The organism is Solibacillus daqui, from assembly GCF_028747805.1.
GTDB classification, from domain to species: Bacteria; Bacillota; Bacilli; order Bacillales_A; family Planococcaceae; genus Solibacillus; species Solibacillus daqui.
In genome coordinates, this window is record NZ_CP114887.1 from 1,530,065 (window position 1) to 1,542,377 (window position 12,313).

Genomic DNA, 12,313 nt, shown 5'->3' on the forward strand with positions numbered 1-12,313 from the left:
GATTATTAATATGTAATAGTATAGCCGAATTTTGGAAATTTTGTTTGTTTCGGCTCTGAAAATTTTCGTGAAACTGGGGTGAAAAATTGTTTAATGATTCAACAAAACCAAAGCTACACATTCCGAAAACAAAATCGGAGCGTGGCTTTGATATAGTAGGGTATTTAGCGCTTGCAACGATGTTTGTCGTGCTAATTGTCAATTGGAGTAACCTACCTTCTCAAGTACCAGCACATTTTGGGGCAAATGGACAGGTCGATCGCTGGGGCTCGAAATGGGAGTTGCTTATATTACCTGGCATCGCAATTGGACTGCATTTTTTTCTGTTTGTTTTAGAAAAGTTCCCAGAAACTCATAACTATCCAGCAACTTTTAATGAAAAGAACGCAGCCGCTTTTTACACTAATAGCCGTCAAACATTGAATTATATGCGTAATATTATTAATGTGCTATTTACATATTCGGTATTTGAGGTCACTTCGATTGCACTTGGACATGACAGTTCACTCGGTTGGCTATTTTACATGATTTTAGGTTTGCTGTTTATTGTACTTGGCTACAAGATATACAAAACGTTTCAAATAAAATGATGAGGTGTTATAAATGAAGGCTTATTTAGCAAATGGACTATTTTCAATTGGGGATCGTTATGTCAATGATCTATTAGCACGCGAATTACGTGCAGCGATTCCACAAATCGAGCTTTACGTACCACAAGAAAATGATGCAATTAATGATAAAAATGCCTACGCGGATAGCTTAGCCATTGCGCAAGCGGATTTAAATAGTTTAAAAGAGAGCGACGTGTTAATTGCCGTAATTGATGGAGTAGAAATTGATTCAGGTGTTGCCGCAGAAATTGGTGCGTTTGCAATGCTTAACCGTCCGATTGTGGCGCTATTTAGCGATGTACGTCAGCAAGGAAGAACGAATGCTAAGAAAATTGAGGCACTCATTGCGGATGGTATAGAAAATCAATTTATTTACCGCAATTTATTCGTTGTAGGGTTGATTAAGCAAAATGGTGTGATTGCAACAACGATTGAGGACGTTGTGGCGCAGGTAAAAGAGTTAGGTAAATAATTTTTAGCATGCTGTATTTCTTAGGGGATATGGCTTTTTTATTTGTACATTAAAATTTTTATAAAAATTTTACATATTTTAATAACTTGTTCGTCTAGTAAGGTAAGAGAGGTGACGCACATGGATTTTGAGGAGCTGTACAATAAGCAGTTTCATTCGACATATGTTTTTATTCGCTACATGGTCGGAAATGCTGAACTGGCAGAGGATTTAACACAAGAAACGTTCTTACGCATTTATAAGGCCAAAAATTTAGATCGGGTTGCGAATGCGCAAGTGTATACGCGGCAAGTCGCACGCAATCTTGTATATGATTATTATCGCAGAAAAGCACTCATAAAGTGGCTGCCATTTTCACAGCGACATGAGCAACAAGAAGTTACATATGTACCCGAAGATTGGTTGCTTCAGCAAGAACAGCGCAAAGCTTTGTTTGAAGCATTGCAGCAGCTAAAGCCTTTACAGCGTGAAATCCTAATTTACCGCAAAATTGAAGAACGCTCAATTGAAGAAACGTGCAAGATTTTAGGACTAACAGCGATGAAGGTCGTCAATACACAGCGCAGTGCAATGAAAAGATTAGAACAAATTCTAGGAGGTGCTTACGATGAAGCTTGAAGAAAACTTCCAACAGCTACAAAACCATCCTGTAAATGAACAATTACAGCATAATATTCGTATGAAATTAGACGATAAGAAACCGCAAGAGCAGTGGAATTGGCTCGGTAGTCGCTTAGGTGAGTTTAGCTTTGTTCTTTTATTAATTGCACTCGGTAGCTTTTTACTATTCACTTCATTACAGCATACACAGCAGGCGGCTTCTAATTCGATTCAGGCAATTTATTCATATGAAAGTGAGGATACTGATCAAGATTTCCGTGCAAAGCCGTCAACAAATTATATAGGGATGGAAAATGTCACAACGGCAAGCCTAGTGTTTTTATTTGAAAATATTAATGAGTTGCCAATCGTTTCGCCAACATCTAAAATGTATGGTGATTATGAAATAATAGTAGTTTATGAAGACGGAGAGCAGCGCCGATTTGAATTTGATTCAAGCTATTTGTATGATGTGGATGAAAAGGTGTACTATCCAGGCTTTGAAGAAATGCCAACAGCGATTTATTCGGATCTGTTCGCGGCACATCATTCGAAGAAATTGCCGATTTATTTAATGCCGCCTTTGATTTTGGGTTTAATTGGCGGTATAGCAGTATTTTATAATCGTAGGAGAATCGAACTTCCTGTGAATAATAAGTCAAAGAATGTCGCATTAGCCATCTACACAGTGACGATGCTAGCAGTATTTTATTATGTATTTAAAATTGGATTGTTGTACTTCCCATTGCTATTGTTAATCATTTTAGCTTTAGCGTATCTAATGTGGTGGGCAATCAAACGTGAAGTGACTAATCCAGTAATACTAAGAGTAGAGAAATTACGAATCATTGCACTTGTAATCATTGTTGTAGTGTTTCTTATATGGGGAAGGTGAGGAAAATGTCAGAAAATCAATGCCCGCTTTGTCAGGGGGAAAATGCATGTAATGTTGAGGATGCACAAAATTGCTGGTGTATGACAGTGAAAATTCCACAACATGTGCGAGAGCTTGTGCCAGAAGGATTAAAAAATACAAGCTGCATTTGCGCGGCTTGTGTGGAGAAATATCGTGTAATTGCAGAGTAATTAGAGGCACCTAGTCGATTTTGGCTAGGTGTTATTAAATGGCAAAGGAGAAAATGAAAAAGTTAGTTACCAAAGTTAAAGCAACGGGTCTCTTCAACTAACGACACTAATAAAATTAGTTCGGAGAAAGAAACTGAAAAGGAATTATTTGCATTGTCTGAAGAATTATTTTAGCTGTTTATGACAAATTGAAACTTCAATTGATCAGTACTTCTTCAATTGTATGGCGTGATTATGGTCGATAGTGGCTAATCATTTTTTGTTAGTCAATTTTAATTACGTATCCTCAAAGTACTCAGTAATTTTGTCTATAGAAATGCTAAACAAATCTTTTAGGTATTTCATAATGAGAAGGTGTCAAAGGTATTTGCTAATGTTTCTTACTCTTGGTAACATATGAGCATACAATCTGGAAGGGACTGAACTATGCGCAGATGGCAATATTTTTTATCTAACGGATTAAAAATATTGGAGGTAAAACGTATTGATAAAAGAAATACACACGCAAAGATTGCATTTAAGAAGAATGGAAGTTTCAGACTCACATAGCTTGTTTAAAATTTGGTCTGATCCAGATGTAACTAAATTCATGAACATCTCTAGCTTTACACAAGAAGCTCAAGCAAAAGAAATGATTGAACTTCTTGAGAATTTGGCTAAGGCTAATGAAGCTATACGGTTCAGCATGGTTGAACGGAAATCTAACGAGATAATAGGTACGTGTGGATTTAATTCATTAGACTTTGAAAATGCTAAGGCAGAAATTGGTTATGATATCGCTAAAGCCTATTGGGGCATGGGGTATGCTCCAGAAGGTATCAGAGCATTACTTAATTATGCTTTCGAAACTTTGAAACTTAATAGAATCGAAGCAAAGGTGGAACCTGCAAATGTGAATTCTATCAAGGTTTTACAAAAACTTAAGTTCACATTCGAAGGAACGCTTAGACAGTACGAAAAATCTAAAGGGAACTTTATTGACATCAATATGTACTCGTTATTAAAAACAGATTGATATAGAATTCCCGAGGCTGGGACAAAACAAAAATACAAATTTTCTCCACGGAGAAAATTTGTATTTTTTTGATGCGATAAAAAATTGGTTTCCGTTCCGGGTCCGGCCTGAGCCAGTAGTTTCAGGCATCGGTGCTCCTGCCACTTCACTACAACTAATTTTGTAAAATTATTTTTTTATTATGCCATTTTCACTTAATTCTTCATTTTTTTATTTCTGCCCCCAACCTCCTTATTTTTGTGTGACCAAATTGCTTAAGCGTTGTCACAATTGAAGTTAAAACATATTTCACTACTGTTGGTTTGAAATAATGTTAGATTGGTTATTAAAGATAAACCGTTTATTAAATAGTTGCACCGTTTTATCCCTTTGGATGGTATAATTTTTTACGTATTTTCAATTAGAAGGAAGTGAATTCATGAGTGATTTAGAAAAAATAAAACTTGTGAAGCCACCATTTCCCAAGCTACGATGTTTTTCTTTCAAACCTATAATTATCTAGGAGAGGATTAATTTGAAGAAAAACATCGGAAACAAAACACCTAGCTTATTATTACTGATTGTATTAGTTGGCTTCCCACAAATTAGTGAAACTATTTTTAGCCCATCATTACCAACTATCGCAGAAGCGTTTGAAACTTCTATGAGTGATGCACAGCTTACGATGAGTGTGTACTTTATCGCTTTTGCCTTCGGAGTATTTTTCTTTGGTCGTTTATCCGATAAAATCGGTCGTCGCAAGGCAATGCTTTATGGGCTGTTTTTTTATTTTGTTGGTAACATACTTTGTTTAGTAGCAAATGAATTGGCGGTTTTATTAGTCGCGCGCTTTATTCAAGCGTTTGGTGCAAGTGTTGGCTCTGTCGTAACACAAACGATTTTACGCGAAAGCTTTTCTGGTGTTGAGCGACATAAATTGTTTGCTCAAATTTCAGCTGCCATTGCCTTCACACCTGCAATTGGCCCGTTAATCGGTGGCTTTACCGACTATTATTTTGGCTTTAGGGTCGTATTTTTGGTGTTAGTTGCTATGAGCGTTATTGTATTTTGCTATGCGTTTTTACGCTTACCTGAAACAGCACTTTCTACAATCGAAATGAAGCCTATTCTACCAATAGTGAAGCGCATGATTACAAATGCCCGTCTATGGCGTTACGGCGTATTAATTGGCGGTATTAACGGTGTATTATTTAGCTATTATACCGAAGCGCCATTTATTTTTACGCAATACTTTACACTATCAAGTGCGATGTATGGTTTTTTAGGTATTATCGTTGCACTCGCTACTATCGCAGGTGCGATGCTATCTAAACGACTCGTTAACCACACAATACCTGAGAAGATTATTGTGCGCGGGTTAGCCATTATGCTCATCGGTACAATGCTCGCTACATCGGTACATTTTTTACCGACTTTAATACAAATGCCATTCATGATTGTTAGTGTATTCATTATTTTATTTGGTACAGGTACTGCTTTACCAAACTGTTTAAGCTTAGCGCTGATTGACTTTCAAGACGTCATTGGTTCTGCGGGTGCGATATTTAGCTTAGGTTATTATTTACTTGTCAGCGCTACAATTTATGGTATGAGCTTTTTTCATAACGGAACAGTCCTTGCGATGCCACTATATTTTTTAGCACTAGGACTTGTTATGCTTTTAATAAGTTTACCGTTACTTAACAAAAAAGATGACGTGTTTTGAATAATGTCGTGATTCTTTAAAAATGTTGCACCATTAAAAAAAATAAATGCTCGACCTTCACCCAATTTAATAGGAGTCACGATATCATTTATAAGCCAAATCGAAAATAAACTCTATAGTCACCTCGAAAGTGATTAAACATTATAATAATAACTAAACTTAAATCTGCTAAGTAAGAATCCATTTTGATCAACCTTGATTCAAAATGGATTCATTTTTTTATCGTAAATTCAGAGGTCTCTTGGTGTTTTTGATCAAACTTTATTTTTAAGCTAGAGAATTACTTCTAAAAAAGGGGGTGTGATTGGAATGACTGTTAATTTGAAAGAAAAGAAAGCGAGACGTAAGAAGATTTGGCGAATTCTTTTAGTTGCAAGTACTCTAGTTTTAGGTGTTATCGGTTACGCAATTTACTGGTTTTTTTTTGATATGAATAGATTGCCAACAGGGGAATATTTAACGGAAGCAACTTCACCTGATGGCACATATACAGTAAAGGCCTATGTAAACAGCCCGAGTTTAAGCGTAGATGCGGTGAGAGGCGAGCTAATATTTAATAAAAAGAATGGTAAAACGAAAAATATATATTGGAATTACCGTGAATCAAGAGCAACAATTGAATGGCTGGACCATCAAACGGTTGTAATAAATGGGCACACACTACATGTGCCAAATGATAGATATGATTTTCGACGGGAAGAATAGTAATAATAGTATTTCTTTTGCTCGCTTTAATAGGTGGGATAGTACAGTACAGCAATCTTTATGAAATTGTAATTGTAAGGAAGAGTTTAGTTGAGAAAGCTTATAAGCCATGAATGTCGATATATCATGGCTTGTATAGGATTTACATAAGTGGTGATGTCGTAATAATAAATTTCTTTAATATGAACGTACCAGTTTTTATGGAGTATATTTAAAAATATCCACCATTTCACCGTCGGTTTCATGGATGGTCTCTACTAATTTCCAACCTCGTTTGATGTAATAATCTGAAGCATTTTCAGTTTTTAAGTAGATTTCGGAAATGCCTAATAATTTCACGTGATTTAATAAATAATTCATAAGTTGCTGACCAATTTTTTGATCACGATACGTAGGTTGTACATAAAGCGAAGCAAGCCACGGTGTATACTGTGGACGCTTTTTAAAATCGTTTTCAAAGACAGATACAGTTCCGACGCATGCATCATTTTTTATTGCGATAAAGGTTAATGGGAATGTATCAAAATTCGTATTCTGAAAAAATACTTCTACATCAGAAAACACCATACGACTCGAAGTTCCTACAACAAACTCCCCATAAATCATGTGAGAAACGTCTTTGGCATAAGACGGCTTTTCAAATAAAGTTGTAATTTCCATTGCCTATCCCCCCTCGATTGCAGAAGAGCGTTATATTAAAATCCATGATATTCTAGAAAATCCCCGACCAATTATTCCGAATACATTTATTTACAAACCCCTAATGGATTGCCGTCAGGGTCATAGAAAGTAAAAAACCTAGTAGTTCCTTCTTCACCAATTGGATTTACTTTGACATCCCGTTCAACTAACAATTTATGAGTCTCTTCAATATCATGAGAAATAAAATTATAATATTTACCAACACCAAAATTATTATCAGGGAACTTCATTGGTTGATGATTTTGTGTTTTAACAAGACATACTACTGTTTGAGACTGTTCTGCTATCTTCATAACAGCTGCTTCTACCTCAATATAAATAACCGTAAAGCCAAGTTTTTCTTCGTACCATTTTGCTGATAATTCAGGGTCTTTCACAGGAATAAATACGCCTTCCATTCCCTTCAATATTGCTTTGGTCATTTTCTTTAGCTCCTTATACAATATCTTGATTAGTGTATACGTTCTCCTTTTATTTACATTTCCCCTTGTGAAATCCTTTATATTTTTGTGCTTCGTGAGTTTAATAAAGACTATTACGAGAATTATACCCTTTGCATATGAGTATCTTTAAAGCTTTGTTTATATTTTAAGCCATAGCCTAAACAGCGATCCAAAAATATGTGAGCAATCCAAATACAAGAAAGCATGAGCAAAGTGTCGATTTCGAGTAGAATCGAAGCACCGATTAAAATTGCCGGGATAACAACACTATGACCAATATTGTAGGTTAATGCGCCAACTTTGGAATTAATGATATAACCAATCATCGCAATGTCTGGGACAAACAATAACAAGAGAAATAGCCAAAATGAAAAATCTAGCTGTAAATAAATGAACAAAGTTAGTATAAAAGCAAAGCCGTATTCAGCATGGAGTACAATTTTATTCATCGTGAAAACCTTCTTTCAATTGGTTAAATAATTGATTTATGGATAGATCAATTTGTTTTTGATTTTTTTCAAATTGTTGATTGCCCATTAATTGTGTAATCAATTGTAGGGTGTTGATGGCTTGTTGGTAAAAAGTGATTTTGTTTGTTAATTGCTGTGATTTTTCATTAAATAGAGCAACCGTTGTTTCGTTACACCCCACGTTTATTTCTTGTGATTTTAACTGTTTTAGATGCTCAATTTCTTTTAAAGAAAATCCGAGCTGCTTTAATACGACAATCATTTTTAGCTGTGCCTCGCAGGATTCATCATAATCACGATAGCCATTCGGTAATCTTTTTGGTTGGAGTAATCCTTCTTTTTCATAGAAACGGATGGTATCCATTGAAACACGAAGTTTTTTTGAGAAAGTTTTTATTTGCATATTCATCACCTCAAGTAAACGATAACATTGGAGTGCACTCTAAGGTCAAGAGGGGAAATTTATTTTGGGTAAATATGTATTTATTGTGAATTATTAAAATACTAAAGAATAATAGGAACAAATTGTAAGTGATAGCGTTTCATCAATGAAGGAGGTAAAAACTGGACAAATAAACTACATGAGGTGAGCATTTTGGATTCACAACAATTATTAAATGTTAGTAACAATTTACTTCTTTGTGGCTTTATATTATTGCTAATCGCAATTGTGCCACTTGGGCTCTCTGTCAAATCAAACAAAACACTATTCGGGAAGCTGGGCATTGTTATAACGTATGCAGCATTTATTTTACAGCTTGGTTATTTTATAACGAGATGGGTCGCGGTAAAGCATGCACCTGTAAGTAATATGTTTGAGTTTGTGACGTTTTTCGGAATCATGCTGATTGGCGGCTTTATACTAATCTATCACTTGTATAAGCAAGTTATCGTCGGTTTATTTGTTATTCCGATTTCCCTCATCATTATTGGCTACGGCAGTGCTTTTTCTAGTGAAGTTTCTCCATTAGTGCCATCGTTAATCAGTAACTGGCTTACCATTCACGTTATTACGGTTGCCATATCGAGTGCAATATTATCGATTTCGTTTGCAACAGGGATAATGTATCTTTTAAAGGTGCTAGATGTGACGAAAAAATCAATCAGCACACGTTCATTAGAATTCGTGCTGTATTGTTTAGTCGTGGTAATCGGCTTTGTTGGTGCATCGACGGTATTTAGCTTTGCAATGGAGCCTGTTACAATTGCCTACAAAGATGTACAAGGAAATGAAAGTACAGTGATTTATGAAATGTACCCGCTTATTGTGACCGAAAATCATGACCAAGTTGGACTTTTGACCATTTCGAATAAAATTGATGCAGCAAAACTAAATTCCATTGCATGGGCTTTTATTGTCGGAACAGTGTTATACATAGTGCTCCGTCTCATCACAAGAAAAAGTATAAGCATGCTTTTAAAGCCTCTTACAAAACGTGTAAATGCTAATTTGATGGACGAAATTTCATACCGTGCTGTTGTCATTGGTTTCCCACTGTTTGCACTTGGCGGCTTATTATTTGCGATGATTTGGGCGCAAATTGCATGGGGGAGATTCTGGGGCTGGGATCCTAAAGAAGTATGGGCACTCATTACGTTTCTGTTTTATGCGGCGATGCTACATTTACGATTATCGAAGTCCTGGGAAGGTGAAAAGACCGCATGGATGACGATTATCGGATTTGGCATTATTATATTCAATCAAGTTTTCGTAAACCTTGTCATCGCAGGGCTTCATTCGTATGCATAACAGTTAGCGTGAAATAAATTTAAAAATGCTTGCTCACTTTTAGGAGCGGGCATTTTTAATTAGGGTGACATCATTTAATGCTACCTACATCATGTAGCTTTGTAATAAAGATTGATTATTTATAATAAAGATCGATAATTTGTAATAAAGTTTATTTAAAATCAACTCTCCTCTGTAGATTTCTTAGAGGTTAGATAATTTTTCGTTGGACATTTTTGTTAATGTAACTATTAAGATTGTGAAGAAATGTACTTAAACTAACGAAGCAGTTTAGTTGAACAAGGATAGATGGTAAATTATGATAAGAATAGAAATGAAATAGGGGGATTTCTAATGTATACAGACAATAAAACAGTATTAAAATTAGTGGAATTTGATAAATATGATGTCTTAGGCTTAGTAGAACTTTCTACATCAGTCGGCTGGGATTATGATGAATATGAAATTAGAACTGTTATGTCATCTGGTAAAATATACGGTCATAAAAATGCTGTGGGGAAAATTGTTTCGAGTGCTGCAATAATACCTTATGATACTGATTTAGCTTCAATCGGTATGGTTATTGTAAATGAAGAATATAGAGGTTTAGGCTTAGGGAAGAAGGCTACTCAGGAGTGTATAGACAGTGTTTCTCAAAATACCTCAATAATGTTAATTTCAACTGAGGATGGAAAACCTTTATATGAAAACTTGGGTTTTATTACTGTCGATTCTGTACATAAATATTTAAGTGATAATTATATTCCAACTAAATTGTTTAATAATCCTCAAGAAATTACCTTAGAGAAATACCAAGAGAAAGATATTAATGAAATTATTGAATTAGATTCTGCTGCATTTGGTGATAAGAGGAGAAAATTACTTCTTAACAGGATAAATCAATCAAAACAATGTTTAGTTGTTAGAAATCTAAAGGGGAAAATTATTGGATTTGGATTATCCATATTAGGTCCAGTAAATCTATTAATAGGACCTATTGTAGCACCAGATTCACAAACAGCTGCTTTAATAATCGATGGGTTAGTTCTTAATCATCAAGGAAAGTTAAGGATTGATGTGACATCCAGTACTGACGAGTTAATGTTGTTCTTGGAGAAAAGTGGATTTATTAAAGTTAGTAATCCTCCGATAATGATAAAGAACTCTATTAAAATGCCACATAGGAATAAAGAGTTGTTTGCTATTGCTGCACAAATCTTTGTTTAGGGAAAGCAATATCCTTATTCAACTAACGGAGGCTTTAGTTGAATATTCGGTTTCCGAAATGATCAATCTAATTACAAAAAGCCCTATACAGATATGAAAAATAGCCCCTATTTTGATCAATATTTGTTCAAAATACGGGCTATGATTTTCTATAAGAATCATCATTTATAGCTGTGTTTTATTCAATCTTTATTCCAAGTCAACACATCAAAAGTAGAATAAATATTGCCCTTTAGAAAATTAACAAAACGGTGATAGGTAAGTGCTTTGAGGATTTTAATTATAATCAACTTTTATTTAAAGATAGGTATTAATAAGTTATTAAATTATTTCCTATTTTAAAAAGGAATGGAATTAACATTAATAAAATTACCCCAATTATCAAAGTAGAAAGAATGATTTCTTTAATCGATACAAAACGATTTTTATAAAGTGTATAAAGAATAATCATATTGATGGGAACATTGAGTATTAAACCGGTAATTAGGCCTGGAGAATAGATATTCATTATTATTGTTGCGATGAGATGTGGAAAAAATGCATTAAATATCATTGCGCCTAAAAAACCAACAAACATCCACTTTATTATTTTTATTTCAGGTGAAAAAATAATAAAGAGGAATGTAATTAAATACGCTAACGCTGTAATAATAATAACGGCAAAGAAAAATTCATTGGAAGTGACAGGTTGTTGAATAGAATGTCCGATTTGAGACCATTCTGGAAGCCATATAGCTTCTTCTATATTATGTAATGTAATAGCTAAGCAGAAAAAAATAGGTAAGCATCTTATATGGGTGTTATTTTTATTCTCATTTAGATATTGTTTATTAAACATATTTCACCATGCCCTTAAAGTTTAAAGTCAATATAATAGTTTTATACTCGTAAGTGAATTACATTTGAAATTGTACCCAAATTGATATTTGGGTACGACTATTAATTCTCAGGAATAATTGTTATTGCGACAGTTCTAACAGGAGCATCTTGGTTACTACTCGATGCGTTAAAATACTTTGTCATTAATTCATGTAGTTCGTTTTGGAACTGTGTGAAATGGTTTTCATCTATCTTTAATTCCACTACAGAAAAGGTTGATCGATCCTCTCGAGAATTTTCTTCCTCTAATTTTTCAAGATAGTTTTTGTATTGAGTCATAAGTAATAATTGATAGTAAGAAATGTAATCTAGCTTTTCCTCGGTCGAGACTTGACTCCATTCATCTCCGTTAATTCTAATTTCATTTTCATTGATTGCGTAATATTTTTCAGAAACAGATTTCACTTTTTTTTCTTGAATTACGCTAATAATACCAGCATCAACTAATATTTGTAGTTGTCTATATAATGTAGCTTGCGGCACATCTTTGAGGATTTTTACCATTTCTAAAGGTGTAAGCCCGTGTTCTCTGTTACGAAGAAGTGCTTGGCTAATTTTTATTCTTACAGGATGCATTAAAATCTCAACTTTATTCTTCATCGAATCACCTAATTTTTTATTCTCATTATATAGAATAAGAATAATGATTGCAATTTTCCATTTAATTCA

General features: G+C 34.4%; 16 protein-coding genes. 10 read left to right on the forward strand and 6 right to left on the reverse strand.

The genetic code is table 11. The features are described 5' to 3' along the window. The first annotated feature begins 86 nt into the window (after positions 1–86). The 8 genes from O7776_RS07275 to O7776_RS07310 all read left to right on the forward strand — a co-directional run bounded on the left by O7776_RS07275 (position 87) and on the right by O7776_RS07310 (position 6,194). Positions 87–590: a DUF1648 domain-containing protein gene (locus O7776_RS07275; protein ID WP_274309924.1), complete on the forward strand. Its 504-nt coding sequence runs from the start codon at positions 87–89 to the stop codon at positions 588–590. A 13-nt stretch (positions 591–603) separates the two neighbouring features. Continuing rightward, the gene (locus O7776_RS07280) at positions 604–1,083 is read left to right on the forward strand and encodes a nucleoside 2-deoxyribosyltransferase (protein ID WP_274309925.1); all 480 of its coding nucleotides are present in this window, start codon (positions 604–606) and stop codon (positions 1,081–1,083) included. A gap of 120 nt (positions 1,084–1,203) precedes the next feature. After that, the gene (locus O7776_RS07285) at positions 1,204–1,701 is read left to right on the forward strand and encodes an RNA polymerase sigma factor (RefSeq protein WP_274309926.1); all 498 of its coding nucleotides are present in this window, start codon (positions 1,204–1,206) and stop codon (positions 1,699–1,701) included. Next, positions 1,691–2,578: a hypothetical protein gene (locus O7776_RS07290; protein ID WP_274309927.1), complete on the forward strand. Its 888-nt coding sequence runs from the start codon at positions 1,691–1,693 to the stop codon at positions 2,576–2,578. Before O7776_RS07285 ends, O7776_RS07290 begins: the two co-directional genes overlap by 11 nt. Positions 2,579–2,583: 5 nt before the next feature. After that, positions 2,584–2,769: a cysteine-rich CWC family protein gene (locus O7776_RS07295; protein WP_274309928.1), complete on the forward strand. Its 186-nt coding sequence runs from the start codon at positions 2,584–2,586 to the stop codon at positions 2,767–2,769. 484 nt (positions 2,770–3,253) lie between these two features. Next, on the forward strand, positions 3,254–3,784 hold the full coding sequence (locus O7776_RS07300) for a GNAT family N-acetyltransferase (RefSeq protein WP_274309929.1): 531 nt from the start codon (positions 3,254–3,256) through the stop codon (positions 3,782–3,784). Positions 3,785–4,298: 514 nt separating this feature from the next. Then, entirely contained in the window at positions 4,299–5,489 is a 1,191-nt protein-coding gene (locus O7776_RS07305) for a multidrug effflux MFS transporter (RefSeq protein ID WP_274309930.1), read from the forward strand. A gap of 309 nt (positions 5,490–5,798) precedes the next feature. Beyond that, positions 5,799–6,194 carry a DUF5412 domain-containing protein gene (locus O7776_RS07310; protein WP_274309931.1) on the forward strand — a complete coding sequence of 132 codons (396 nt, stop codon included), beginning with the start codon at positions 5,799–5,801 and terminating at the stop codon, positions 6,192–6,194. A gap of 198 nt (positions 6,195–6,392) precedes the next feature. Here the strand turns inward: O7776_RS07310 and O7776_RS07315 are convergent, their stop codons facing one another. From O7776_RS07315 to O7776_RS07330, 4 genes are all read right to left on the reverse strand, one after another. Continuing rightward, positions 6,393–6,854 carry a GNAT family N-acetyltransferase gene (locus tag O7776_RS07315; protein ID WP_274309932.1) on the reverse strand — a complete coding sequence of 154 codons (462 nt, stop codon included), beginning with the start codon at positions 6,852–6,854 and terminating at the stop codon, positions 6,393–6,395. A gap of 86 nt (positions 6,855–6,940) precedes the next feature. Further along, positions 6,941–7,318 carry a VOC family protein gene (locus O7776_RS07320; RefSeq protein ID WP_274309933.1) on the reverse strand — a complete coding sequence of 126 codons (378 nt, stop codon included), beginning with the start codon at positions 7,316–7,318 and terminating at the stop codon, positions 6,941–6,943. A 122-nt stretch (positions 7,319–7,440) separates the two neighbouring features. Next, positions 7,441–7,788, reverse strand: a complete 348-nt coding sequence (locus tag O7776_RS07325) for a DUF4260 domain-containing protein (protein ID WP_274309934.1) — start codon at positions 7,786–7,788, stop codon at positions 7,441–7,443. Then, the gene (locus O7776_RS07330; protein WP_274309935.1) at positions 7,781–8,212 is read right to left on the reverse strand and encodes a MerR family transcriptional regulator; all 432 of its coding nucleotides are present in this window, start codon (positions 8,210–8,212) and stop codon (positions 7,781–7,783) included. The genes O7776_RS07325 and O7776_RS07330 overlap by 8 nt, the downstream gene beginning before the upstream one ends. Before the next feature lie 192 nt (positions 8,213–8,404). Between O7776_RS07330 and ccsB the strand changes: the two genes are divergently transcribed. After that, positions 8,405–9,559 (forward strand): c-type cytochrome biogenesis protein CcsB, encoded by a 1,155-nt coding sequence (gene ccsB, locus O7776_RS07335; protein WP_274309936.1) that lies wholly within the window; start codon positions 8,405–8,407, stop codon positions 9,557–9,559. Between the two features lie 333 nt (positions 9,560–9,892). Further along, positions 9,893–10,765: a GNAT family N-acetyltransferase gene (locus tag O7776_RS07340; protein ID WP_274309937.1), complete on the forward strand. Its 873-nt coding sequence runs from the start codon at positions 9,893–9,895 to the stop codon at positions 10,763–10,765. Between the two features lie 310 nt (positions 10,766–11,075). Here O7776_RS07340 and O7776_RS07345 read toward each other — a convergent pair whose 3' ends face one another. Together O7776_RS07345 and O7776_RS07350 are read right to left on the reverse strand one after the other, a co-directional pair. Then, the gene (locus O7776_RS07345) at positions 11,076–11,603 is read right to left on the reverse strand and encodes an HXXEE domain-containing protein (protein WP_274309938.1); all 528 of its coding nucleotides are present in this window, start codon (positions 11,601–11,603) and stop codon (positions 11,076–11,078) included. Between the two features lie 101 nt (positions 11,604–11,704). Continuing rightward, complete coding sequence (locus O7776_RS07350; protein WP_274309939.1) at positions 11,705–12,244, reverse strand: helix-turn-helix domain-containing protein; 540 nt, start codon at positions 12,242–12,244, stop codon at positions 11,705–11,707. Positions 12,245–12,313: the final 69 nt, after the last annotated feature.